The 24,657-nt window shown below is 57.0% G+C and carries 19 protein-coding genes and 1 pseudogene; 4 read left to right on the top strand and 16 right to left on the bottom strand.

The genetic code is table 11. The features are described from left to right. Positions 1-34: 34 nt before the first annotated feature. The 3 genes from RRF56_RS15680 to RRF56_RS15670 form a co-directional block, all read right to left on the bottom strand. On the bottom strand, positions 35-1,306 hold the full coding sequence (locus RRF56_RS15680; RefSeq protein ID WP_317034108.1) for a glycosyl hydrolase family 8: 1,272 nt from the start codon (positions 1,304-1,306) through the stop codon (positions 35-37). Between the two features lie 44 nt (positions 1,307-1,350). Beyond that, the gene (locus tag RRF56_RS15675) at positions 1,351-3,612 is read right to left on the bottom strand and encodes a tetratricopeptide repeat protein (RefSeq protein WP_317034107.1); all 2,262 of its coding nucleotides are present in this window, start codon (positions 3,610-3,612) and stop codon (positions 1,351-1,353) included. Between the two features lie 134 nt (positions 3,613-3,746). Next, the gene (locus tag RRF56_RS15670; RefSeq protein ID WP_317034106.1) at positions 3,747-5,273 is read right to left on the bottom strand and encodes a hypothetical protein; all 1,527 of its coding nucleotides are present in this window, start codon (positions 5,271-5,273) and stop codon (positions 3,747-3,749) included. A gap of 703 nt (positions 5,274-5,976) precedes the next feature. Between RRF56_RS15670 and RRF56_RS15665 the strand changes: the two genes are divergently transcribed. After that, positions 5,977-6,738, top strand: coding sequence for a hypothetical protein (locus RRF56_RS15665; RefSeq protein ID WP_317034105.1), 762 nt, complete (start codon positions 5,977-5,979; stop codon positions 6,736-6,738). 2 nt (positions 6,739-6,740) lie between these two features. Here the strand turns inward: RRF56_RS15665 and RRF56_RS15660 are convergent, their stop codons facing one another. Both RRF56_RS15660 and RRF56_RS15655 read right to left on the bottom strand, forming a co-directional pair. Continuing rightward, positions 6,741-7,280, bottom strand: a complete 540-nt coding sequence (locus RRF56_RS15660) for a pentapeptide repeat-containing protein (RefSeq protein WP_317034104.1) — start codon at positions 7,278-7,280, stop codon at positions 6,741-6,743. Positions 7,281-7,405: 125 nt separating this feature from the next. Beyond that, positions 7,406-7,750 (bottom strand): hypothetical protein, encoded by a 345-nt coding sequence (locus RRF56_RS15655; RefSeq protein ID WP_317034103.1) that lies wholly within the window; start codon positions 7,748-7,750, stop codon positions 7,406-7,408. 496 nt (positions 7,751-8,246) lie between these two features. Between RRF56_RS15655 and RRF56_RS15650 the strand changes: the two genes are divergently transcribed. Next, positions 8,247-8,456: a hypothetical protein gene (locus RRF56_RS15650; RefSeq protein ID WP_317034102.1), complete on the top strand. Its 210-nt coding sequence runs from the start codon at positions 8,247-8,249 to the stop codon at positions 8,454-8,456. Between the two features lie 254 nt (positions 8,457-8,710). Further along, positions 8,711-9,685 (top strand): annotated as a pseudogene (gene ruvB / locus RRF56_RS15645) (Holliday junction branch migration DNA helicase RuvB); the annotation flags it as partial. Positions 9,686-9,894: 209 nt separating this feature from the next. Here the strand turns inward: ruvB and RRF56_RS15640 are convergent. Beyond that, positions 9,895-10,944 carry a pentapeptide repeat-containing protein gene (locus RRF56_RS15640; protein WP_317034100.1) on the bottom strand — a complete coding sequence of 350 codons (1,050 nt, stop codon included), beginning with the start codon at positions 10,942-10,944 and terminating at the stop codon, positions 9,895-9,897. 41 nt (positions 10,945-10,985) lie between these two features. Next, a complete protein-coding gene (locus RRF56_RS15635; RefSeq protein ID WP_317034099.1) occupies positions 10,986-11,771 on the bottom strand; it encodes a hypothetical protein in 786 nt (261 codons plus the stop codon). A gap of 321 nt (positions 11,772-12,092) precedes the next feature. On the opposite strand from RRF56_RS15635, the gene RRF56_RS15630 reads away from it, so the two are divergent. After that, the gene (locus tag RRF56_RS15630) at positions 12,093-12,848 is read left to right on the top strand and encodes a pentapeptide repeat-containing protein (protein ID WP_317034098.1); all 756 of its coding nucleotides are present in this window, start codon (positions 12,093-12,095) and stop codon (positions 12,846-12,848) included. Between the two features lie 289 nt (positions 12,849-13,137). Here the strand turns inward: RRF56_RS15630 and tpiA are convergent, their stop codons facing one another. From tpiA to rimP, 9 genes are all read right to left on the bottom strand, one after another. Further along, positions 13,138-13,863, bottom strand: a complete 726-nt coding sequence (gene tpiA, locus RRF56_RS15625) for a triose-phosphate isomerase (RefSeq protein WP_317034097.1) — start codon at positions 13,861-13,863, stop codon at positions 13,138-13,140. A 117-nt stretch (positions 13,864-13,980) separates the two neighbouring features. Then, positions 13,981-14,268, bottom strand: a complete 288-nt coding sequence (locus RRF56_RS15620) for a hypothetical protein (RefSeq protein ID WP_317034096.1) — start codon at positions 14,266-14,268, stop codon at positions 13,981-13,983. A gap of 115 nt (positions 14,269-14,383) precedes the next feature. After that, positions 14,384-16,531 (bottom strand): polyribonucleotide nucleotidyltransferase, encoded by a 2,148-nt coding sequence (locus tag RRF56_RS15615; protein WP_317034095.1) that lies wholly within the window; start codon positions 16,529-16,531, stop codon positions 14,384-14,386. A gap of 758 nt (positions 16,532-17,289) precedes the next feature. After that, the gene (locus RRF56_RS15610) at positions 17,290-17,490 is read right to left on the bottom strand and encodes a hypothetical protein (protein WP_317034094.1); all 201 of its coding nucleotides are present in this window, start codon (positions 17,488-17,490) and stop codon (positions 17,290-17,292) included. Positions 17,491-17,685: 195 nt separating this feature from the next. Then, on the bottom strand, positions 17,686-18,693 hold the full coding sequence (locus RRF56_RS15605) for a low-complexity tail membrane protein (RefSeq protein WP_317034093.1): 1,008 nt from the start codon (positions 18,691-18,693) through the stop codon (positions 17,686-17,688). 56 nt (positions 18,694-18,749) lie between these two features. Continuing rightward, a complete protein-coding gene (gene infB / locus RRF56_RS15600) occupies positions 18,750-21,812 on the bottom strand; it encodes a translation initiation factor IF-2 (RefSeq protein WP_317034092.1) in 3,063 nt (1,020 codons plus the stop codon). A gap of 293 nt (positions 21,813-22,105) precedes the next feature. Beyond that, a complete protein-coding gene (locus RRF56_RS15595) occupies positions 22,106-22,414 on the bottom strand; it encodes a YlxR family protein (protein ID WP_317034091.1) in 309 nt (102 codons plus the stop codon). A 4-nt stretch (positions 22,415-22,418) separates the two neighbouring features. Further along, complete coding sequence (gene nusA, locus RRF56_RS15590; RefSeq protein ID WP_317034090.1) at positions 22,419-23,951, bottom strand: transcription termination factor NusA; 1,533 nt, start codon at positions 23,949-23,951, stop codon at positions 22,419-22,421. A gap of 60 nt (positions 23,952-24,011) precedes the next feature. Continuing rightward, entirely contained in the window at positions 24,012-24,482 is a 471-nt protein-coding gene (rimP, locus tag RRF56_RS15585) for a ribosome maturation factor RimP (RefSeq protein ID WP_317034089.1), read from the bottom strand. Positions 24,483-24,657 lie beyond the last annotated feature (175 nt).

The raw sequence follows: 24,657 nt of genomic DNA, 5'->3' as shown, positions 1-24,657 counted from the left end.
AGAAACCTAGAGTTCTGCGTAAACCCCTCACCCCTTACGGGCGACAGGCCTGCTCATGACTAGCAGCGATGCGATCGGGGGAGACCTCAAGGGGCAGCAGGCCAAACCAGGCGAGGTTTTGGGTGTAGTAGGCGATGTCGCTATCCCAAAAGCCGTCGCTGTAGGCGGGCTGAAGCTTGGTGGTGAGAATTTCGTTGGCGATCGCCGCATCAACCCGCAGCAGCGCTGGGTAAAGCATGGCGTAGTGGGCGGTGGCTTCGTAGCTGGCCTGGGCTCCACCGTCGAGGGTGAGGCGGGCGGGCAGACGACCCTCCTGCTGCCAGCGGCGAATCAGTTCTGGCAGACGGGCTTCGAGATAGGCCTGGGCGCGGGGTTCATTAAACCAGGCGGCATCTTGAGATACCCGCCACCACACCCGAAAGGCGTCAAAGCTGTAGCGGCTTTGCAGCGGGTAGTCGAGGGGTAGCTGGCGATAGGTTCCGGTGGCGGGGGTGTAGGCAATCCAATCGGGGGGCAAGCCCGTGGTCGAAAATTCTGAGAGATCGTCGAGCAGGGCATAGCCGCTGTCGATCAGGCTCTGCCAGTCGCGATCGGGGTCAACTTCGGCAAACAGGCGAAAGCTGGCCGGAGCAAAGTAGGAGGGGTTGAGAATAATCTGGGCTGGCTCTAGACGAAAGTCTTCGGCGGGGCCGGGAATGAGCTGGCGGGTGCCGTCGGGTAGCTCTACGGTGCCATACTCCCAAATGTCGGCTAGCAGCGCGCGGGCCTCGTCGAGGTATTTGGGGCAGTTCCAGCGTTCGGCGGCCATGATTAAGGCTGTGGCTGCGTCAATGTCGGCATCGGTCGCAAAGTTGGCATCGAGGTCGCCCCAGCTACCGTCGGGGCGCTGGCCCCACTTCCAGGCCCAGAGCAGATCTTTGGGCTGCCCATTCTCATCGACTCGAACAAGGTTGGCCTTAGCCCAGGTATAGGTGCGATTGAAGGTGTCGGGGTCGTTAATGGCCACGGCTCGCAGCATGGCGTAGGCCTGGCCCTCGGAGACGGTGCGATCGCTGTCTTCGCGGTCAATCACCCGGCCATCGGCCTGAATGAAGCGATCGCGGTAGGCCTGCCAACTCTCTAGGAGCTGGTCATTGTGCACAGTGTCTACGGGCAGCACCAGGGTAACGGCCTCGGCCCCATCGAGGCAGGCGCAGGCGGCGGTTTGGGTGCAGCTTGGCCCCGCCACCGCCAGCAGCATGGCCAGGGGTAGCACCGAGAGCAGCAGTCGTTTTTGCGTTCGTCTAAAGCGCAGCAGTTGAAGCATGGTAGGTCACCGGGAGAGAACAGAGGGGCAGAGAGCAGAGGAGGTTAAAACCGTTCCCAGCTAGGCTGAAAGCCTCGGCGGCGCAGCAGGTCAAACTCCACATCCTGGGCGCGTTGTTCCAGGTTGACTGGGGCGGCGGTATCGGGCAGCTGCCGCAGTTGCTCTAGGGCCGAGAGCTTTTGATCGTCGGCAATGTTGAGTTCTGCGATCGCATAGCGCGCCTCCCAAAAATTAGGGTCTAGGGCGAGCACCCGACCGTAGAGGGCGCGGGCGGCGGGCAAATGGCCTAGCTGAAACTGCACACCCGCTAAGGCGCTGAGCGCACCGAGATTGTCGGGCTCTTGGGCCAACACCTGCTGGTAGGCGGTGGCCGCCAGGGGCAAATTGCCCTGGCGCTGGGCCAGTTCTCCTTGAAAGAAATACACCGTGATGTCGTCGGGGTGAGCAGCGATCAAGGCTTCTAGCTCAGTCTGGGCCTGGGTGGGGGCATCGAGGGCCAACAGCTCCAGGCTCCGCCAGCGCAGCCAGAGGTCATCGGGCTGCTGGGTCAGCAGGGTTTGATAGAGGGTTGCCCGCGTGGGATCGGCGGGGAGCGCACCGACGAGGGCCACCAGATCGGGCGAGGCCATAGTCTCCTGATCTACAGGAGAGGACGCTAGCCAGCGCTCTAGAGTTTCCGTGGCGGCGGCGGCGGTGATTTGCCCGGTGCGGTAGGCCAGCAGCGCATAGCCCAGCTCGTAGTCGGGGTTGTTGGGGTCGGCGGCGATCGCAGCGGCATAGATTGGCAGAGCCGCCTCAGGCTGACCTTGCAGCGATCGCACAAACGCCAACCCGCGCAGGGCCGCCGTCGTCACTTGCGTTCCCGGTTGAGCAGCGATAATCGCCTCGTAGCGGCGGCCACTGGCCGCCAACTCATCCAGCTGACGCTCCAGATCGGCGATCAGCAGTTCGGTACCCCAGTCGCCCTGGCCCATGGCGGTCGATCGATAGGTACTGAGGGCAGCCCGAGCCGCCTGCAACTCACCCTGGCTCCGATAGATCTGAGCCAGACGGTAGGTGAGCAAAGGAGCCTCTACCGCCGCCGCCACCGTTTGGTACACCGGCAGTAGGGCTGGGTCGGGGTTGTCAACTTGGCTCAGCGCCGTGGCGATCGCACGCTGCTCCGGGGCCGATGCGGGCACAGGAGCAAGTAATGCCATCAGCTGATCAGCCACAGCAGCAGCATTCTCCTGCCCAAGGCGATAGGCCAACAGACGCGCTCTCACCGCCAGGCTGACCACCGTCGGATTTTCCGTAGCTAGCTGGTCAAACATGGCCAGCGCCACGGCTTCGGTGTCGGGCCATTCGCTCAGCACATCGGCAATTTCGACCCGCAGACCATAGCCGGGGGAAGCATTAGCGGCCAGCGCCTGCCGGTACAGCACCGTAGCCTGCTCAAACAACGTTGGGTTAAGCTGACGGCGACCGATGGCGCTATAGGCACGGGCCAGGGGCAAGCGAGCGTTGGCACGGCCATCTAAGGGGGCGAGCAACGCTAAGGCCTGGGTAGTTTGGCCGTTGGCGTCGTAGGCATTGGCCAGCCCGGCGCGCAGGCTCAGGGATAGATCATCGGTGCGATCGCTCGGTCGTAGCTCAGGTTCTAACAGTGCGATCGCCTCGGCCGCATTGCCGGTCTCTTGCAGCGTCAGGGCATAGGCCGTCAGCGCCTCAACGGGCAATGGCCCCGTCTGCCGGTAGCGGTTAAACAACGCCAGGGCACCGTCAAAATCACCGCTAAAGGCATAAATCTGCGCCGCCCCCAGCACAGTAGCCGGGGAGGGAGCTTGGGCCAGCAGCCGGTCGTAGTCAGCCAAAGATTCTATAAAACGGCCCTGGTAGCCGTAGAGCAGCGCCCGCTGGCTCAAAACCGCAGTATTTTGAGGATTTTGGCCCAGCAGCCGAGTCAATGCCCGAATGCCGTCGAGCTGCCACTCAGGCCGGTAGCCCCCCAGCTCACCCAGGGCAGCTAGGGCAGTGGCCTGCTCAGGGCTCACCTGGAGCACCGCCTGATAGGCCGCCCAGGCATCGGCGTCGCGGCCCGCCCGCTGGTAGGCGATCGCCAACCCCAGCCGCGCCTCTACAGCATTAGGCTCACGGCGCAGCGCCGCCTGAAAGGCCACGATCGCATCATTGACCCAGCCGCGATCGAGCAGCGTGTAGCCCTCGCTCACCTGGGGCGATCGCTGGGCCAGCACCGCCGGGCTGGCGACTAGTTCTAGACCCAAGACAAAGACGCCCAACAGCAGAGAATGTCTTAGCAGAGACAACTCTCTGGGGATCCTATCCTTGCCACCATCCCGTAACCCACTGCCCCCCTTTCTAAGGGGGGTTGGGGGGATCTCATCTTTGCTCCCACCCCGTAACCTATCGTCCGTCCCAAGGGGAGCTGGGGGGATTATCTTCATTCTGCCGCCCTCCGTAATGGGTTCCACCGCAGGTCGTAGCGCACCCGAAAGCCCAGGTACGTCTCTGTAAAGGCGTTGCGCTGCTGCACACTCACCCCAGCCCGCAGGTTGTCAACAATTTGCGCGTCGTAAAATAGCTCCCACACGTCGGGCACCGGCCCGCCGCTAGACTGTCGCAGGGCATCGTTAGAGAGCTGGCGACCATAGCCCAAGCCCAGGCGATCGCCCGGCAAAAACACATCTAACCCGTTGGCACCAAAGCTGTAGGTCTGGCCGCTGACCCCTAGCGCTTGGTTGGTGTACCAACCGTAGCGTCCAAACAGGCCGAGGTTGAGACCAGGGATAAAGGCCTCAGCATTGAGGCCAAACCCCGTCTCGCGATCACCGGGCAGCGGCCCAAACTGGCCATTGCCTCGGTCAATCGAGAAACTTTCTGCCAAGCCATCACCCCGACCCGTATCGGGTGAGGTGACGTAGGTACCTCGCACAATCGCATTGCCAAATCGCACCCCCACCTCCCCGGCAAACGAGTCCAGGGCAAAATTCCCCAAACCGCGGTTCGCCGAAAAGGTCGTGGCCGTGAGTGAAACCGCATCCACGGGCGTCCAGTTCACTAGGGCACCAGGACGCGACGCCACATTCACCGTGCTCAACGCCGGGTTGGTTTGAAACACCGGGTTAAAGAAATGAGTCAGCGAATCTTTAGCAAAACTGTTGCGGTCTAAATAAGCGGTCAAATCCATTAGCCCCACCGTAAACCGCAGTTCGGGCAGGTTGGCAGGAGACGCCGTCAGATACAGCTCGCCGAGGCTAAACCCCGTCTGGTCATTATCTGAAAAGGCCTGGCCAGTACTCAAGTCAGCGGTTACTCCCGCAAATACCGACGGACTGAGCACATAAATGCCGCCTCCCCGCAATCGGGCCGAGCCAGCATCGCCCTGCTGCAAGTAGGCCGCCTGCACAAACACCTCAGAGCGTTCCGCCGGGGCCAACCCCGATTCAGCCTCTAACATCGGCTCTTGGGCGATCGCCGTCGCCGGTTCAGCATCGGTCAACATCACAGGAACCACGCCGTCCAGATTCCCGCTCTCTAGAGTCAGCCTCTCAGGAGCCGGGCCCTCGGGGGTCACACTCGCAGCAGCCTCCCCCTCAGCAGGAGACACAGCATCTGAAACAACGGCTTCGAGGGCCAGCACCACTCCCGACGACCGCACCAACGCTGCCGAGGTGGGCCATAGCGGTCTGCCCTGCACCATCCCTAGGTCAGGGCTAAATTTCTCAGATCCAGGCTTAGACAGCGCTAACTCAATGCCATCGATCGCCCCCTGAGTTGGCGCAAGTTGGGTTTCGGCAAGTTGGGTTTCGGCAAGTTGGGCATTGGTACCTAGGGCCTCGGTAGGCAGCTCACTGCCCCAGGCAGGCAGCACCAGACTAGATCCCGCCGTTGTCAGCACCAAAATACCCATCGTGCCGGGATTCAGCGCACACTTCAGCGCCATCCAAGCACCTACAGAATGCTCCATAAGATACTCAAAATAAGTGGATTTAATAAATGAAGATGGCCTATTTTTTTGCTTTTCAGCGCTAGGCATCAACCCAAATTCAGGCTTTCACACCAAACACCAGGATCGCCCAGCGCACAAGAATATCAGCGAATTTGCCAATTATATTTGGCCATCAAAGCCTAAAATCGCCTAAACGCTGCTTCAATAGCTACCTCTAGGCTGGCATTACCCAGTAAAGGCAAGGGTTCTAATTAAACGATGGTGCAGGGTGGGTTAATCGTAGACATAGCACTCCATTTCAATAAGCTTAATGGGTTACGTTGTTGCTAACGCATCCCTCAAACAATCCAAGCATCCTCTTTAAAAACAATTAGCTATAGATAAAATTTGTGCAAGTTGATGATTGCTTAAAAGAGAAGCCGTTCAATAAAAGGAAATTTTACAAACATATTGATTCAACAAAGAAACCTGAGCATCAAACTCAGGCATCTGCCAATGCGTTAACGACGTCAGGACGATTTTCATTCAGGTACGGTGTTAGCTTCAGGTAATAGCGCTAGTCCACCATACGAGGGGTTTTATATCCATCAGGATAAATATCTAAAATTTTGTCAGACCGTGGGTTCTGTGTGGAGTCGTAAAAGCTGAGGCTCGTTTAGAGGCTCCTGGCTAGCGGCTGTGGTTGCATAGGTAGAGATAGATCCGTACATCCTATGGGTTAATGACTATTCCACTGCTGACGCCATCTAAATGTCTACTGATCCTGGTTTTGCTAACCTGCCTGAGCTGTCAAGCACCGTTGCCGCCGGGGTCACCGCCAGTCTCAGAGGCTACGGTTCTGACCATCGAAGCGACCGCCTCAGGCCAGGGCATCTTTGACCTAGCGGGTACGACCAACCTGCCCGATAACACCCAACTTACCGCCATTGCCCTACGGTATTTAGACCCCGAGACAGCGCTGGTTAGCGACGCTTCTGGAGGGGCGATCGCTCCTCTAAAAGCCCCCTTCTACTCCGTCCTCGACTACCAACCCGTCACCGTCACCAAGGGGCAATGGTCAAGCCAACTAACCCTCTGGCAGGTAGCAGACGATGGCCGCTATCAAGAACCCTGGCAAAACCAGACTAAAGCCCTCAATCTCACGGCCCAGCCCAGAGACACCGTGCAGTTTGCCATTACTCTAGCGCCCCATCGACTGGGAGCCGCCATGAGCGACATATTGGCTCAAGAGGGCCGCCGCCGGATCGCTGGCGTGCTGAGAGTCACCGCTACCGGGGAACCCTTTCTATGGGCCGACCAATCGCTCCCCGTAAGCCTACCCCAGGGCCAAACCGCCCCACCCACCGATCTGGTGGCGCGTACCAATGGCGGTTGGGGCCAGCGCTACCTGCTAGTGCCAGAGCCACCGCTACCCTACACCCTCACCCCTGAAGACGAACGCCAAACCACCGCTCCGTTCAACCCGGCAGAGTTATTGCACTGAGATCAGGCCAGCTGATGGGAGTTGACCGGGCAGTTTAAGTCGCGCGTAGTGCCATCGGGCATCAGAGTCTGGCAAAATTTTGCTCCGACCAAGTTAGCCCCGCTGAGATTGGCCCCAGTTAAGTTGGCATAGCGCAGATTGGCCCAATAGAGGTTGGCATGGCTTAGATCAGCCTGGGTGAGGTTGGCACCCTCTAGGTTGGCGTGGCTTAGATCAGCACGATCAAGGCAACTCGATCGCAGATCGGCATTGATCAACGTCGTCCGGTGACAGTGGGCTTTGCGTAGATCGGCCTCTCGCAGCACCGCATTGGCCAAAGCAGCCCCAGTCAAGTTGGCCTGGGCCAGGGTGATCTGATAGCCATCAATGTGGGTTAAGTCGGCCTGGTGCAGGTTGGCGCGAGTCAAATTAGCGCGACGCAGATCGACCTCAGCCCAGTGAATCGCAGACAGGTCTAAGCCTTGGAAGTCTAGCCCGTGTAAATCTCGGGCACCGACCTGGTAATAACGGTTGACAAGTTCAAGTAAAGTAGCTGGGGTCATCGTGGCTATGCCCTCAAAGTAACGCCCAAAAACATGGGGATATGACCCGGTGGCCATATCCCCATTGTCGCGCTGCGATCGCGCCAGTGCATCAAGCGTTACAAGAATGCTACATTGACAAACCGCTAGACTTGTCCAGCACCCTTACTGCGCTCGTCAGATTTAGTAGTGACCTTACCGGTTTCGTCGGTTTGGTTGATTTCACTCAGTTCAGCTCGCCGCTGCGCTTTATCAGCTTCCGCTTCTTCCCGTAGGTCACCAGGCTCGTTGATATACATTTCTGGCTCAATGGGGTAGTTATTAGCCAGACCTTCTCGGTCTACGGTCTGGCCCCCGCTAGTGTCGATAGAGTTATCAGACTCGTCGCGCAGTTGCTTGAAATTAGCACCCTCGCGCTCTTTACGGGCAGCAGTTTCTGCCGGAACAATATGAGGATCGTAATTATCGCTTTCAACTCTAGGGTTAGACATAGGAGCCTCCATTGAGGATAAATTTTGAGCCACTACTAGCCATTCCGCATCGGTTATTCAGTCGCTTCAGGAATAACGGATGTTTAACAACTGCGTCAGCCGCTCACCACCTCATTACCTTAAAATAAATACCTCTGAACCCTATCTACCAGGGGAAATAACTTCTTTCTATGACTTTTGAAGGAAATCAACCTCAGTCTCGATCGGGTTATCGCCTTCAATAGGGCGCTATCACCGCTCTTTTTTTACTAAGCCTCTCTCATGGCCAGCATTTCAGGTTCCAACATTTCTACATTCCCTTCCCCACCGTCGAGCACTAGGAACTTGTGCATAATCATTCCCTGAATTTAGACCAGAGTTTTTCAGAAGTTTTTCCCCTCGTGCAAATAGGGTATCTGTTCCATGCTGTTAGATGTGTTCCCCGCTGTTGAGTGAAGCGATGCTTCAGCCCTTCTGAAGCCCCTTTGGTTGCCCAATTATTTCCAGGTGTGTAGCCATGACTGTATCTACCCTCACCCCGCCCAGCGTGCAATGCCCTAAATGTGGGGTTCACAGCATTGTGGAATACAAGCCCACGGTGTATCACTGCCTAAAATGCGACTTTGAAAAAGATCTGAGCCTGCCCCCAGAACCCCAAAGTTCTGGACTGGGGGCGACCATTATGGGTTTGATGGGCTTTGGCCTGGTGCTGCTGGTGCTGCTCTAAGGCTAGCTTTAGCTTGATAGTGCAAATGCACCACAGTATTATAGGGGGGCTGCCCCTTAGGCTCCCCTATGGCCATTGTTTCTTCCCACGCTCCCGACGACTCGGCCAAACCCAAAGGGGCTAAGGCCAAACCGCCGACACCGTCCATAGACGAGACCGCTGTGCAGCCCTCACTCTCCCTAGTCAAGGGGGGGAACGTTCAGCCTGAAGATGTTCAACCTGAGCTATCTGCGGCAACCGGAGTGTTAGCAGCAGAAGACAGCCTGCGCCCCCAGCGCCTGAACGATTACATCGGCCAAGCGGCGCTCAAAGAAGTACTCAATATTGCGATTAAAGCGGCCCAATCGCGCCAAGAACCCCTCGACCATCTGCTGCTGTACGGGCCGCCGGGGTTGGGCAAAACCACCATGGCGCTGATTTTGGCTCAAGAGATGGGGGTGGCCTGCAAAATTACCACCGCTCCGGCCCTAGAGCGCCCCCGCGACATCGCCGGACTGCTGGTCAACCTCAAACCCGGTGACGTGCTGTTTATTGACGAAATTCATCGGTTGCCTCGGGTGACCGAAGAAATTTTGTATCCAGCCATGGAAGATTCTCGCCTCGATATCACCATTGGCAAAGGGCAGTCGGCCCGTACCCGCAGCATTCCGCTGTGTCCGTTTACCCTGGTGGGAGCCACTACGCGGGTAGGAGCACTGACCTCGCCTCTGCGCGATCGCTTTGGCCTAATCCAGCGACTGCGCTTCTACGAAATTGAGGAGCTAACGCCCATCGTGCTGCGCACCGCCGACGTGCTCAAAACCCCGATTGAACCTGCCGGGGCCGCAGAAATTGCCCGCCGTGCGCGAGGTACACCGCGTATTGCCAATCGCCTGCTACGGCGGGTGCGTGACTATGCCGAGGTCAAACAAGCCGGCCCCATTACAGCATCGCTGGCAGCTGAGGCCCTAGAGCTGTTCAACGTCGACCCCTGCGGTCTAGACTGGACCGATCGCCGCCTGCTATCGGTCATGGTAGAAAACTTTGGCGGGGGCCCTGTCGGCCTTGATACCATGGCCGCCTCCACGGGTGAAGATCCCCAAACTATTGAGGAGGTCTACGAACCCTACCTGCTGCAAATTGGCTACCTGCAGCGCACCCCTCGTGGCCGAATGGTTACTCCCGCCGCCCGCCGTCACCTCGGCTACGAAGTTGCCCCTGGAGAAGATAGTCAGATGACCCTGCTGTGATGTTTAGGATTTGCGGTGCACGGTTAATGGCCGGTCGTGAACCTGAAACCCTCGCTAACCTTTCATCTTGAGCTTGGCAGATTATAGCCATCGCCAGACGCGTTAGGACATGACCGATATCCCTGAAGCGATGGCTATACGCCATTGCGCCGTCCCAGTTTTTAACCGGAGCAGAGGCCGATGTCCTAAGCGCAATGGCCATCGCTATACTAAGCGGGCTGACTGTTAAACGACACCGTCGTTGTAAACTCTCCCGGCAGGTCAATAATGGCCTGCATGAGGTTGGTCTGGTTCAGGTTGGCCCCAGACAGATCGGTACCTAACAGGTTGGTGCCCATCAGGTTGGCACCACTGAGGTCAGCATTGGCTAAGCAAGCTCCCCAGAGGTCAGTATTCATCAGGTTGGCACCAGCTAGGTTGGCACCACTGAGGTCAACTCCGGTGAGCCGGGCACCGCTGAGGTCGGCTCCCCACAGCGAAGCTCCTGGAGCCAAGTAATAAAGGGTTTCAGGCAGGTGAAACCCGCGCGGAAACTGAGTGGCATCGGAATACAGCGCGCCGTCTAGGTTGACTCCGGCCAGCTTGCAACCGCGTAGATTAGCACCGATTAAATTGGCTCGGCGAAGGTCTGCCTGGCGGAGGTCGGCCCCGCGCAAGTCAGCCAGCATGAGCGTAGCGTGGCGAAGGTCGGCATAGCGCAGATCACTATCGCCCAGCAAGGCACTGAGTAGATTGGCGTCTTTAAACACAGCGCCAAAGAGCTGGCTGTTGACTAGTAGAACACCGCTCAAGTCGGCGGCACTCAGGTCTATGCCACCTAGGTCGCGATCGCGTAGGTCTTTAGCTGCCAGCAGGGCACCGGGTTCTAATCTCCACATGCGGGCTTGGTTGGGGTCAAACCCCTGGGGAAAGCAGGTCTGAGCATTGTAGAGGGCTCCCTCCATGCGAGCTTCACTCAGATCAGCCCCGATGAGCACCGAGTCTCGCAGGTCAGCCCAACGCAGATCGGCCCTGGTAAGGTTGGCATTTCTAAACTGCGCCTCCTTCAGATTGGCCCGACGAAAGTTGGCCTGGGTGAGATTGGCACCGCTAAAATCAGCGCCCCAAAAGTCGACCCGAGACAAACTCCAGTGGTTGAGGTCGGCCCCGGCCAAATCAATGCCGGTAAAGTCTCGCTCGCCCGCCACAAAGGCCGTCCAAAGATTTTCTAGCGTTTTCACGTTCATGCCGGTGTACTGCTCAGAGTTGCCTGTCATCATGGTTTACCGTTTGCCTGGTTCTGCCCATTGGGTTATGCCCCCTAGCTACTCACCGCCAGTTCGGGCCAAGGTCTCGCTTGGGCTGCCGCATTGGGCCAATGCACCCAGACAACGTAGCCATGGTCATCACAGGTGGTCATAGACCGCTGACCCCGCCGCTGCAGCTCTTGTACTAGCGATCGCGCTTTGTCTAGGTCAGGACGATGGCGGTAGTAGCGAAAATATTCACCCCCGTTGGCCACAGCTAAGCAGCGGTGTTGGTCACCCGATTGAATGTGGTAAAACCGATGGCCTTCAATGGGAGTCGCCAACAACTCTACTTCGACCGCAGCCGGCTGATCGGGGTTGATGGGGGTGGCCTGCACAAAACTCGCCCAATCAAAGGCGTCAGCCGCGCGATCGCCAGGGGCAGTCTCCGCATCCGCAGCGCCGTTTATATCGGCAAGCTTTGGTTCTAGTACCTGGGTCGAAGACGCCTCTAGATCCGGCGAGTCCGCTAAGGGGCGATCAGCCTCTGTCTTGGCCAGCACAGCATCAAGTAGCCCTTGGTGACGCTGCACTCGCACCTGCCGCAATCGCATGGTCTCAGCCGTGCCAATCCCGATAGCTACACTCGATAAAATCGCGAACCCAATGTAGCGAATCGAAAATTCTTTGTGTTGGGTGATGCTCAATGCTGAGCCACCCCAACGATCGAGGGGAGCAGGCAGGCGCTCAGTCAGCCGAGCGGCACTGTCAGATGCCATCGGCCATGTGAGGGCAGCAAACCCAGCGCTAGAGGCCAGTAGAGCTGGCAATACAATACGGCGGAAGGGCGAATCATCCATAACGAAAGCACAATGAGAAAATAACCCGGGCCAGTAGAGCCCTACAGCGGAATCCCCTTCAGAATACGCAATCAATCAGCAAGAATCTGCGAATTCACGGGTGGTGCTCTGTGATACTTTGATAAATTCTTTCCGCTGTATCAGTATTTATACGTAGACAGCCGCCGATTTTTCACCCTGTTCAGCGTTTCTTTACACAACCTGATCTAGTTCCATCACAACTTAATGCCTCTGCTCCCGATCGCCTGAGATCATCCGCGAGTATTAAAACCAGAGTCTTTGATCAGCAACGGGATACAACTTATGCGGTGGAATATTGTTGTGAGTCTGCTAGTCCTGCTAACTGCCGTCATGCCTGCGGCCCTGCGAGTCGCTCGTGAGCAGCTCAGTCAGTATCAATCAGGCGAGGCCATAGCCACAGAATCCGGAGCCACCGTGCGATCGGCCCTGCCGACGTCCGATCAGCCCTGTCAGCAGTGCGACCTAGTCGCCGCCGACCTCAGTGGTCAAGACCACAGCCGCAAAAACTTTCGTGAGGCCAACATGGCTGGGGCCAACCTTACCCGCACCCAACTCATCAATGCGGTACTTCACCAAGCTAACTTGACCCAAGCCACCCTCCAAGGGGCCAACCTCCAGGGAGCCGACCTGTCCCAGGCCATCCTTACCCAGGCCGACCTATCCCAAGCCCAAATGCTCCACGTCAGTCTAGTTCAAGCCGACCTGACCAGCGCCTCTCTTACCCAAGCCGAGCTGCGCGATGCCGCCCTGTGCTCAGCCCAACTTCAGGGAGCCGACCTCTCAGAAGCCAGCCTCTACGGCACAATTTTGCGTCAGGCTGACCTGTCAAACACCGACCTGCGAGGAGCCGATCTGCGCTATGCCGACCTCTATGAAGCCAACCTCACCAATGCCAACCTCACCGGAGCACGCCTAGAGTTTGCTACCATGCCCGACGGTAGCACCTACAACCAGGGTTATATCCAACCCATCAACCCCTCCCAGGGCTGCGACCCCACGGCGGCAGCCAACATTGCCGATCAGCCCAGACCGCAATCACCTCGCCAGCAGCCTTAAACTCCCGCCTACAGGCAGACCTCCTCCCCCCTTCTCAGGCCGCCACAAACCGCTCTCTCCTCGGTTCTCACAGGCGAAACCCACCTAAAACGACATAACCTACTGTGCCCTGGGCGACAGCCCTCCGGCAGCCGCTTCAGTAGCTACCTGGCCACCACCAATTACCACGTCATCTAGCTCTAGGGCGGCAATCAAGTAGTTGAACCAATGCCGCCCGCGCGCCCATTTTAAGTTTTGCCAGCCAAGGGCATCGGTTTCACCAGCATGCCTTTAGAAAGCGCCCCTAACATCACTGAAAGTTGACAATCCGAGCAAAGCTATCGGGTTCCAAGCTAGCACCGCCCACCAAGGCCCCGTCGATCTCAGGCTGAGCCATCAACTCATCGACGTTGCTGGGTTTAACCGAACCGCCGTACTGAATGGTGACATCAGGGTTTTTCAGCAGCTTGCGAATGCCGCCAATCACCTGGTTGGCATCAACCGCTTCGCAGGTGTCGCCAGTACCAATCGCCCAAATGGGCTCGTAGGCAATAATCAAGTTGTTTTGATCGACATCGACCAGGCCTTGCTCAATCTGGGTGGCAATCACCGCTTCTGTTTCTCCCGCATCGCGCTGGGTCTTGGTCTCACCCACGCACAAGATCGGCGTCAGGCCGCACTTTTGTGCCGCTTTCAAGCGCAGATTCACCGTCTCGTCGGTGTCAGCAAAATATTGACGGCGTTCGCTGTGGCCCACAATCACGAAGCGCACCCCTAGCTCCCGCAGCATATCCCCAGAGATTTCGCCGGTAAAGGCACCTTCAGGCATCCAGTGAATATTTTGAGCACCCACCTTAATTCTGGCTCCGTGCAGACTCTTAGACAGTGCCCCCAGAGCCGTAAACGGCGCACATAGCACTATTTCGCGCCCGTCTGGGGTCTCGGTCAGTTGCCCCAGGAAATGACGCAGAAAATCCAGGGTTTCGCCCTGGGTCTTATACATTTTCCAGTTGCCAGCAATTACAATTTTTCGCACGGTAGTTTAAGGTCGAGGGTTGTACAGATCAACTCGCATCACTGCATCCTACTAAGTAAAGGCACCCCTGATCAAATTCAATTCACCCCAGCGAGGTGCAACCTAGAACCCTGGAGCCTAGTCATCGTAGCCCAGGGTCTCGGCGGCGCGGCGTTGCAGAGAGGCAGCAATATCGGCATAAAGAGAGGCATCTCGATAGGAGTTGCCCACGGGGTTGCACTCTAACAGAAATCCGTACACCACACAGGCAGCCAGATAGGTGCCGTAAACCGTGGAATGGGCATCGGGGGAAGCCAGTTCCAGCCCGAGTCGAGCTTGGCGAGAGAAACCCAAGGCCAGCGCCACCACGCTAACCATCATCAAAAACTGGACGATAGCCTTACCCTGTTTCAATCGGTTAGCCATCGTCCAGTTTCCCTGAACAGCCTAGTTTCACGCACCGGGCCGTCTTAGGTTACGGGCAGTGACGTCTAGCCCGTAGTCACCTACGGGAGTTCCTCAATGGGGAACCAACCTAGTCTCACACACCAGCCGCCGCACGGGCAGCCGCCGCTTCGTCGGGGTGAATGTTGAGGCGGGTCAGGTTAATGCGACCGCGACCGTCAATTTCACGCACTTTGACAATCACCTCGTCGTCTACATTGACCTCATCTTCAACCTTGGCCACTCGGTAGTCAGCCAGCTGAGAAATGTGAATCATGCCCTCCTGGCCGGGCATAAACTCAACAAAAGCCCCGATGGGAATAACCCGAGTTACCTTGCCGACAAACACATCGCCAGCGGCGGGCTTGAAGACAATCGATTCGATCAGGGCTTTGGCCTGCATCGCCTTTTCGCCCTCGATCGCCGACACAGTCACGGTGCCATCGTCGTTAATATCGACTTTAGCGCCGGTTTGCTCGGTAATCGCTTTGATCTTCTTGCCACCGGGGCCAATCACCATACCGATCATTTCGGGGTCGATCTTGAAGCTAATCAAGCGCGGCGCGTAGGGCGATAGCTCGGTTCTGTGGGTGTCAATGGTGGCCAGCATTTTCTCTAGAATATGCAGCCGGGCAGGCTTGGCCTGGTTGATGGCGTCCGCAATGACCTGCAAGGGCAGCCCGGTGATTTTCATGTCCATTTGCAGGGCAGTGATACCGGTATCGGTACCGGCCACCTTAAAGTCCATATCGCCCAAGAAGTCTTCAATACCCTGAATGTCGGTGAGGATGCGCACCTCGTCACCCTCTTTGATCAGGCCCATGGCAGCACCGCTGACCGGCTTGGTAATGGGCACGCCGGCATCCATCAGCGACAGGGTAGAGCCGCATACCGACCCCATCGACGTGGAGCCGTTAGATGACAGCACCTCTGACACCACACGAATGACGTAGGGAAACTCTTCTTTGGGCGGCAGCACCGGCACCAAAGCTCGCTCAGCTAGCGCACCGTGGCCAATTTCACGCCGACCGGGCGATCGCATCGGCCGAGTTTCGCCCACCGAGTAGGGAGGAAAGTTGTAGTGGTGCAGGTAGCGCTTCTCTTCGTCGGGGTGCAGATCATCCATCATCTGGGCATCGCCAGGGGTGCCCAGGGTGGTCACCGACATCACCTGAGTCAGCCCACGCTGAAATAGCCCCGTGCCGTGGACTCGTTTGGGTAGCAGGCCGACTTGACAAGAAATGGGGCGCACCTCGTCGAGCTGACGGCCATCAACCCGCACTTTGTCTACGACGATTTGCTGCCGCATCAGCTTTTTAGTCACCGATTTATAGGTGTTGCCCAAAGCCTTAGCGTTCTCGGCAACGGCTACTTTGACCGAGTTATCGTCCTCTAGGGCATCAGTGGCGGCAACTAGCTCCTCTTTAATCGCATCGAGCTTTTCATCGCGCTCGGGCTTCGTGAGGCTAAACTGCTTCAGCACCTCTTTGATCGCCGCTGCCGTTTTTTCTTCAATAAAGGTAGCCAGGGTGGGGTCGGTTTCGGGTTCCGCTTCGGTAACGACCTCAATGCCCAACTCCTTGATCAGCTCTAGCTGAGCTTTGATCAGGTCTTGCACCACCTCATAGCCAAAGTCGATGGCTTCAATCACATCGGCCTCAGGCAACTGGTTAGCGCCAGCTTCAACCATGATCACACCGTCGGGAGAGCCAGCTACCACTAGGTCCAGATCACCGTTTTCCACTTCTTTGTAGGTGGGATTGATCACAAAATCGTCGCCCACTAGCCCAACGCGCACTGCCGCCATCGGACCGCTGAAAGGAATTTTAGCCAGCAGCACAGCGATGGAAGCGCCGGTTGCCGCCAAGACATCGGGGGGCACTTGCTCATCCATAGCCAGCGTGGTCGCGACAATCTGAATGTCGTCGCGCAACCATTGGGGAAACAGAGGCCGCATCGGGCGATCAATTAGGCGGCAGATCAGAGTAGCCCGCTCGGGGGGCCGTCCCTCTCTACGCAAAAATCCGCCAGGAATGCGCCCAGCAGCATAGAGTCGCTCTTCGTAGTCAACCAACAGGGGCAAAAAATCGATGCCCTGACGACCGGCTGAGCGGGTTGCGGTCACCAGAACCGCTGTTTCCCCCGACTGCACCAGCACAGCACCCCCGGCCTGGGGAGCCAGCAGCCCACCTCTCAGGTGAATATCACGGCCGCCGAAGGATATTGTTTTTTCAAATTCTTGCATGTACGCCTACGTCCTTTCTCTTTTCCATTCTTCTGTGTTACTTTGGCCTGATCCTAGCACCGATGGCGGCAATGGCTTCTTGCCGAGGCCACCGTAGACAAAATTAGGCAAAAGACTTAAGGTTTTCAGCCTGGCAGCAACCCAATGTAACCCTGATCAAATGGGGCTACGGCCAACAAGAGAAACCGTTATTGCAGTATTGGTGAGCGAAGCAGCAAGGTTTTGTAGGTCAATCGCAGCCCAGCGCTATGAGCTAGCGGTCTTGAGATGTAAGGGCATTGACCATTTCAATAACGACTGCAAGGCAAGCTCAAACGCGATCGCATTACTGTTCTCATTCCCGCGATCGCTGACCGTTAAGCCTCTAAACTCATTAGATTGCCAACATGCTGACGTTATGGGCTAGCGATCGCTTCGAGTAGGTAACTTAACCCAATAGCCTCAGAATTTGACAACAGGCTTACAGTGGTTGGCAAAACTACAATATTTCTTGCTGAGGGGTGCATCCCGGCTTTGTGAATGCGCTGCGTCATTCCCACGCAGGTGGAAATCTACGGGAGAGTAAGCTATCCGGCGTGGGGTCCCCGCCCCACGCCTTCGCGGGGGCAGGCTCTGCACGGGAACCACAGGCAAGCTGTTCGTCAGAGTAATGACTTTGCAAAACTGGGATGTACCCTTGCTGAGGATGCTCTTGCCGAGAGTGATCGAATCCTAGGAGCCAGGATTGAAAAACAGTGAGCTGCCTTATGCACAGAGTGCTAATAGGCCAGAGTTTCCAATGTTTCGCGCAGATAACGACGCACTAATTGGTCTAAAGGGGCAGACTCAGCCTCAGAAACGGGCAGTTCACCTTTCCAGCTTTTGAAGCCAGAGCTACCGGCGATCGCACATTTAAGGCCATACCAAATACGGGCGTGGTCAGAAAGCTGTGTAGAGTTTGCAGAACGAGTTACGGCCATAGCTGCCTCAAAGAAAGCTTAGATAAACGCTAAATCCTGTGCCATTCCAAGAATCAAGCCTGCTCAAACACCCGTGAGCTAAGAGACAATTCTGGAGCGTTGAACGACTACCTATACACCATAGCGCAACCCTTCCCCAGGGATTGTGACAAAGACCACAGTATATTGAATTGACAAAAATCTATGGATATAAATTTAACCCCTGCGATCCTTAATTGATGAATGTACCGGCACCGACAGTGCACCGGCATCGGGTAGCAGCGTCTTTTCAGTAGGCTGAGGGCAATCCTCCATCGCCATTACATCATGTTCAGCCGAATCTGTAGTTAAGTCATCGTTCTCAGGATGCTGCCACCCTAGACGACCCTGGAGTGGATGGATGATGTCTGCATCGCTCACTTCGGGATGAAGAGCCTCAGGATGTATTGCCTCAGGATGTATGACTTTGGGATGGAGCGTCATCGCCTCAGGTAATTTTTCAGGCAGCAATGATTCTTCAGGAGGCCTTGGGTTGAGATCGCCCTCGGCGGAGATGGCCTGAGCGATCGCCCCATCGACTGTAGACTTACCCACAACAGCAGCATCACCCATCGAAGCCGACTGGTCCGAGGCGGGTGGCGCTATCACAGGCAGAATCTGGCCCACAGACAACCCCAACCAGCTAAAATCGGCAGCGATTTTGTCGGTTGGATAGGGCAAAACCTTTTGCAGGTTTCGATCGGGGGTAGCTAATACCTGGAGTACCGCTACTGGCACCTGCAAAAACAAGTTGGCCATGAAAAAACTCAGAGCAGCGATCGCGACTCCCCCTACCCGTCCCCAGTCCCCAAACGGCGTCAGATCTCGGGCTAAAAACGCCAGAGGATAGAGTTTAACTAAAACCCAAACCAGGGGTATGGGCACCACTAAAGCACCCCATCGAACCCGCCATTGGCGAAACTGAGACAGCAGGCGACGCTGATCAGCCTGCAAAACCGAGGGCCTTAAAGCCAACCCAGGCAAGCTGAAAATATAGAAGGGACGACGCAGCTGCATCGAGAGTACCGGCAGCACTCCCAAAAGAACCATGAAACCCAGCTCCAGCCCTGGCAGCGTGGGATTGCCCACGGCCAGACCCATCAGGCACAGATCGATCCACAGCGGTACAGTGGCCAAACCCGCCAGATGTACCCACAGATATGGATCACAGCGCCAGGGTTTCATGGTTGACTCCGTTGCTTGCTAGACAGCTACTCTCCTAGGGTTACCCAGCGGGCTGCTTAGGCCATAGCCAAGGTACGGCGCTTCGTGATCATCTTGAAGGCGTCAATAATGTCGCCTTCCTTCCAATCACTGAAGTTGTCAATGCCGATACCGCACTCAAACCCGGCCGCTACATCCTTAGCGTCTTCTTTCATGCGCTTAAGAGAATCGAGTTTGCCGGTGTAAACCACCTCGCCACCTCGCACCACCCGCAGGTTGCAGTTGCGGGTAACTTTGCCCGAAAGCACATAGCAACCAGCCACAGCACCCTTGCGCACGGGGAAGACAGCCCGAACTTCGACTTGCCCCAGGGTCTCTTCCACCATTTCGGGGTCGAGTAGGCCTTCCATGGCCCCCTGAATATCATCGAGCAGGTTGTAGATCACTTCGTAATCGCGCACATCGACCCCTAGGCGATCGGCAGACTGCCGTGCCCCGGGAGCCAGGGTAGTGTTGAAGCCAATGATGACCGCGCCACTAGCAGCAGCCAAATCGACATCGGTTTCGCTGATCTCGCCAGGGGCCGCCAACAACACCCGAATCTGTACCTCGTTCTGGGGCAGCTGCTGAAGTGCCGCCAGAATGGCTTCGATTGACCCCTGCACGTCGGCCTTCAGCAGTAGGTTGAGATCCTTGAGATCGCCTTCTAGCACCTGGGCCGAGATAGTGTTGAGCGTCACCCGCCGAGAGGCCATAGACTGCTGCAAGCGCGACTGGCGCTGGTCAAGCATACGCTTGTCGGCCACAGCCCGAGCGGTTTTCTCATCAGCATAGACTTCAAACTCGTCACCAGCAGCAGGCACATCGTTGAGGCCGAGCACCTCAACGGCAAAGGAAGGCCCTGCCACCTTAACTCGCTGCAGGCGGTCGTCGAGCATGGCCTTGACCTTGCCCAGGATAGGACCAGCCACTAGGGAATCGCCCACCCGCAGGGTGCCGTTTTGCACCAGCAGGGTAGCTACTGGTCCGCGAGCCTTGTCGAGGTTAGCCTCAATCACAGTACCCCGAGCCATTCGGTCAGGATTAGCCTGTAGATCGCCTACCTCAGCCACAAGTACGATCATCTCAAGCAAGCTATCGAGATTGTCGCCAGCGAGGGCGCTAACCGGCACCATGATGGTGTCGCCGCCCCATTCCTCGGGCACAAGACCGTGCTCCATCAGCTCTTGCTTAACGCGATCAGGATTAGCAGTCTCCTTATCGACCTTGTTGATGGCAACAATTAAGGGCACTTCAGCCGCCTTGGCATGGCTGATGGCCTCAATGGTTTGGGGCCGAACACCATCATCGGCGGCCACCACTAGAATGGCGATGTCGGTAACCCGAGTACCCCGCGCCCGCATGGCGGTGAAGGCTTCGTGACCAGGAGTGTCGAGGAAGACGATTTGATGAGACACCCCGTCGTGCTCCACATCGACATGGTAAGCCCCGATGTGCTGGGTAATACCGCCAGCCTCTCCCTGGGCCACCTTGGTCTTACGGATGGAGTCGAGCAGAGTAGTCTTACCGTGATCCACGTGACCCATGATGGTGACTACGGGAGGTCGCCGCTGAAGACTATCGAGGTCAGTTGCGTCGAGCATCTCTGTGACCTTCTTGGCCTCTGACTCGACTTGGCTGGTTTCGACCATGACCTCAAACTCTTCGGCCACCATCTTGGCCGTTTCAATATCGAGGGTCTGGTTGATGTTGGCAGCAATGCCTTTAAAGAACAGCGATTTGATCAGTTCTGTTTCAGGCACCATAATCTGCTCAGCCAGCTCATGCACCGTGAGCCCTTCAGAGAGCACAATCAGCTCTGGGCGCTCTTGGGTAGGTTGAGCTTCGCGACGACCTCGACGAGAGCGACCGCCACCACTGCTGCTGTCGCGGTGTTGAGGCTTGTGGCTCTTCATCGTGGGTGACGACGGTTTGCCGCCCCCCTGACTCTTAGGCTTAGGCGGACGAGCCAGAGAAATGCTCAGTTGAGCGACTTCAGAAGGCTGATCATCGCCTTCTTCTAGCTCATCAACCAGCACGTCAAGATCTTCGTCGTCTTCGCCCAGTACTCCCTGGCCCCGACGCTTGGTCTTGCCGACCTTGCTGGCCTTTTCACGCATCTTTTGATCGTCATCCTCATCATCGCGCTCTTCGCGCCGATGGCGAGGGGGCGAAGGACGACGCAGATGAGACTCATCTAGACCACCTACCCCAATCACAGAGATGGAGTCACCACCGGGTGCCGCTTTCTCGGCGCGCTCTGCTTCGGTTCTAGCCGTGTCAGCATCAGTGGTGGGACGACGCAGCTTGGGCTTGGGCTTCAGCCGAGGCACATCCTCATCGGCATCAATTTCGCGAATGGGAATGGTAGGACGCGGTGCCCCATTGCCATCAGCACTACGGCTCTCAGGGGCACGATCTTCCCTAGAGCGGATTTCGGGCCGACGAATAACCGGGCGGGGCGGACGAGGCATGTCTACCGTCGATTCGGAGCGATCGCTGGCAGTCTCGACCCGCTCACGCGACACTGGGCTCACCAACTCAGGGCGAGGCTTGACCACAGCCGGAGCAGGAGCCTCTTCAACCACCTCTGGCGCAGAGATAGCCGAAGGGTCTGACGGCTCGACAGCAGGGCGATTTAACGCCACCGGAGGGCGCGGCTTAATATCAGCCTGCTCGCTGCGGGGAGCGACACTGGGACGGCTAGGCGGCTTTGATAGATTGTCGCTACTGCCACCACTGGGCCGGGTCGGGGGCGTGCTTGGAGCCGCCGCCGGAGGCGTAGGTGCAGTCACCTCAGCGCCACTGTCAGCCTTGGGGGTAACCCGGTGCCGACGAATTTCCAAAATTTGCTGTTTGCGCTCAGGCCGAGCCCCATTTTTCACGGGGGCTGGGGGCCGAGGGCGATCGGGCCGATTAGGGCCGCTGCTGCTACTACGAGACTGACGAGCCGCCGCACGAATTTGGTCGGCTTCTGACTCAGCGATGGTGCTGCTGTGACTCTTCGCGGCAATGTCAAGGCGACTGGCGATCGCCAAGATGTCCTTGTTATCCAAATCCAATTCCTTTGATAACTCGTAAATTCTCACTTTGCCGTTCATCCACATCTCCCTACGCTAGTCAAGCTTGTTACATAAACCAACCTGCTTCGTCCAACAAAACGACATCAAACCATTCTGACGGATACTTAGCCCTAGCAAGGCATTGTAACCTAAGGCCAGGGGTGATGGGGCCCTAAGCAAGTTTACCGACGGCTGGGCTGCCGGTTATTTACCCATACTATGAGTGTAATCAGTTGCTCCCCTAATGAACAGAATCTCAGAGGGAGAGCCAATTAGGACGATTCATTTGCAAAAATTGTTGGTTGAATCTTTAGTAAACACAAAATTTTTCCTTACGGCTGGGGTGAACTGGGGCTCAAAGCCTGGGGAAGTAGTGCGATCGCCGCTTGATCAGCCCCCTCCAGCCGCTGCCATAGAGTTTGATAAAGCTCCTCTGGCACATTGGCTTTAAGGGCACGACCTAACCGACCCTTTTTTTGGGCTTGGCGCAGGCAGGCGGCCTGGGGACAGATATAGGCCGATCGCCCCATACCTTCTCCCAAAACCACCGTGCGGTCTGGATAAACCCGCACCACTCGCCAAAACTCGGCTTTAGGCGCAACCCGCCGACAGCTTACACAGCACCGATGGTTTGGTTGCATGGGTTTACTCTAGGGTCTCGTCCTCCAAAGACTCGTCTTCTTGGGTTTCGTCTTCTAAGGTCGCGTCTTCAGGGGACAAATCTGCCTCTGCGACCAAGTCAGCCTCAGTGTCATCATCGGTCTCTTCCAGTGTCGTGTCTTCTGGAGCAATAACCGCTGTGGCGAGCGGTTCGGGGGCATCTGCCGCCCCATCGGTGTCCTCTTCAGGCTCTACCCCTAGGGCAACTTTAGGAGTAGCCGCTGCTCCGCTGGCCGCCGCTTCAGCCGCCGCGCGTTCTGCTGCCGCCGCCGCTCGCCACGCCGCCGCTTCGGCTTCTTCAGCCGCCTGTTCTGCCGCTTCTCGGGCAGCTTCTTCCCGAGCCGCTAGAAGTTCAGCCATCTTGCGATCTTCTTCGTCGTAGTCGTACTTGCCCGAATCTTTGATATCGATCTTCCACCCGGTGAGGCGAGCCGCTAAACGAACATTTTGGCCCTCTTTACCAATGGCCAGGCTGAGCTGGTCTTCAGGCACTAGCACATGGGCCTGGCGATCGTCGGGATTAACCAGGCGCACTTCGTCAACGCGGGCCGGACTGAGGGCGTTAGAAATATAGGTGGCGGGGTCAGGCGACCAACGAATCACGTCGATTTTTTCACCCCGTAGCTCATTGACCACCACCTGAATGCGCGATCCCCGTGCCCCAATACAGGCCCCAACCGGATCCACATCCCGCTCTAGGGTATCCACCGCAATTTTGGTGCGAGGGCCAACGGAGCGAGACGGCGGATTGGCCTCCCGCGCCACCGCCACAATCCGAACAATTTCGTCCTCAATTTCGGGCACTTCGTTGGTAAATAGCTCGACCACCAAAGCGGCATCGGCGCGAGACACCAGCAGCTGAGGCCCCCGATGAGACCCCTCAGATACCTTCTTCAGGGCGACACGGAAGGTGGCGTTGGCGCGGTAGTTGTCGTTGGGGAGCTGGTCGCGCTTGAGCAGTTCGGCTTCAACCTCGGGCTGACCGACGCTGCTACTGACGGCCATAATCACCGACTGGCGCTCAAACCGCAGCACTCGGGCCGATAGAATACTGCCTTCTAAATCTTGGAACTCTTCTTGAACAAGCTTACGCTGCTGATCGCGCAGTTTTTGAGCCAGCACCTGCTTGGTTTGAATCGCAGCCATCCGGCCAAAGTCACGCTGATCCGGGGTGACATCGAGCACTACGGTGTCGCCTGCTTGGGCTTCAGGCGCGACTTCGCGCACTTCGGCTAGGGCAATTTCGTGGTCTTGGCTAGTGACCTCGTCAACGATGGTTTTGGTGGCCAGCACCCGAAAGCCCTGATCGTCGTAGTCGTCTACGTCTAGCTCAATATCGAAGTTGTCGAAGTACTCTTCATCGAAGTGGGTATCGATTTCTCGGGTACGACGATAGCGCTCGTATCCCTTTAGCAGAGCTTCGCGAATGGCATTTTCGACCGCGTGCTTGGGCAAATTGCGCTCGCGGCTAATGACATCAATCATTTCCTGCAGGTTTGGCAGACTAACTAGCGACATAATCACTCACCTCTAGGGGCTAAATCTTCAGTTGTGGCAGAATTCTGAGCGCAGAGGGCGCTAATCGGGACTTTGATCACTGAGCTGTACCGTCGTCACCAGCTCCCGAGGCAGGGTGACCGTTTTACCTTTTTGGCTCAGCACCACAGCGGCGTCATCTCGCCGCACTAGCTGGCCGACCCATTGCCGCTTGTCTTTGTGGGGAGCAGACAGGTTGACCTCTACCATGAACCCTTTAAACACGACGAAGTCGCGGTCGGTTTCTAGGGCCGCAGACACCCCAGGGCTAGACACTTCGAGTACATAGGCATCGGGGATGAGATCGGTGGTATCGAGGACGGCCTCAAACGCCTGACTCATTTTTTCGCAGTCACTCAGGCCAGTGTCTTCGTTTTCGAGGCTGCGCACGTTGATGCGCAGCACCGGAGGCGATTGGTTGGTCTGAAATACCGCTTCAACCACCTCTAGCCCCAGTTCTTCGGCAACGGGGGCCGCTAACTCAAGCACCTGGGGAATCAGAGGATGTACCATGTAACGTCTGAAATAATGCCAATAAAAAAGTGGGCCTCGACCCACCTCCCTAAACATTTCTGCTAAAGGACCCCAAGCCCGAAGACCTGAGTTTCCCTATAGTAGCGAATTGTGGCGGCAATAAAGCAGTCAGGCCCGGGATTGACCTGACGGAGCCGATTTAGGCAACAGCGAC

The sequence above is a fragment of the Nodosilinea sp. E11 genome (assembly GCF_032813545.1).
GTDB lineage: Bacteria > Cyanobacteriota > Cyanobacteriia > Phormidesmidales > Phormidesmidaceae > Nodosilinea.
The sequence above is the reverse complement of the archived record's forward strand: the minus strand, read 5'-3'. Positions and strand labels throughout refer to the sequence as shown.

What these genes read in the sequence shown, in the direction of transcription:
- RRF56_RS15665 (WP_317034105.1), top strand. Translation starts at nt 5,977, where the DNA reads ATGACTATTCCACTGCTGACGCCATCTAAATGTCTACTGATCCTGGTT.
- RRF56_RS15615 (WP_317034095.1), bottom strand. Translation starts at nt 16,531, where the DNA reads ATGCAAGAATTTGAAAAAACAATATCCTTCGGCGGCCGTGATATTCAC.
- RRF56_RS15670 (WP_317034106.1), bottom strand. Translation starts at nt 5,273, where the DNA reads ATGGAGCATTCTGTAGGTGCTTGGATGGCGCTGAAGTGTGCGCTGAAT.
- RRF56_RS15610 (WP_317034094.1), bottom strand. Translation starts at nt 17,490, where the DNA reads ATGGCCGTAACTCGTTCTGCAAACTCTACACAGCTTTCTGACCACGCC.
- RRF56_RS15680 (WP_317034108.1), bottom strand. Translation starts at nt 1,306, where the DNA reads ATGCTTCAACTGCTGCGCTTTAGACGAACGCAAAAACGACTGCTGCTC.
- RRF56_RS15655 (WP_317034103.1), bottom strand. Translation starts at nt 7,750, where the DNA reads ATGTCTAACCCTAGAGTTGAAAGCGATAATTACGATCCTCATATTGTT.
- RRF56_RS15595 (WP_317034091.1), bottom strand. Translation starts at nt 22,414, where the DNA reads ATGCAACCAAACCATCGGTGCTGTGTAAGCTGTCGGCGGGTTGCGCCT.
- RRF56_RS15640 (WP_317034100.1), bottom strand. Translation starts at nt 10,944, where the DNA reads ATGATGACAGGCAACTCTGAGCAGTACACCGGCATGAACGTGAAAACG.
- nusA (WP_317034090.1), bottom strand. Translation starts at nt 23,951, where the DNA reads ATGTCGCTAGTTAGTCTGCCAAACCTGCAGGAAATGATTGATGTCATT.
- RRF56_RS15605 (WP_317034093.1), bottom strand. Translation starts at nt 18,693, where the DNA reads ATGAAACCCTGGCGCTGTGATCCATATCTGTGGGTACATCTGGCGGGT.
- infB (WP_317034092.1), bottom strand. Translation starts at nt 21,812, where the DNA reads ATGAACGGCAAAGTGAGAATTTACGAGTTATCAAAGGAATTGGATTTG.
- RRF56_RS15660 (WP_317034104.1), bottom strand. Translation starts at nt 7,280, where the DNA reads ATGACCCCAGCTACTTTACTTGAACTTGTCAACCGTTATTACCAGGTC.
- rimP (WP_317034089.1), bottom strand. Translation starts at nt 24,482, where the DNA reads ATGGTACATCCTCTGATTCCCCAGGTGCTTGAGTTAGCGGCCCCCGTT.
- RRF56_RS15635 (WP_317034099.1), bottom strand. Translation starts at nt 11,771, where the DNA reads ATGGATGATTCGCCCTTCCGCCGTATTGTATTGCCAGCTCTACTGGCC.
- RRF56_RS15620 (WP_317034096.1), bottom strand. Translation starts at nt 14,268, where the DNA reads ATGGCTAACCGATTGAAACAGGGTAAGGCTATCGTCCAGTTTTTGATG.
- RRF56_RS15650 (WP_317034102.1), top strand. Translation starts at nt 8,247, where the DNA reads ATGACTGTATCTACCCTCACCCCGCCCAGCGTGCAATGCCCTAAATGT.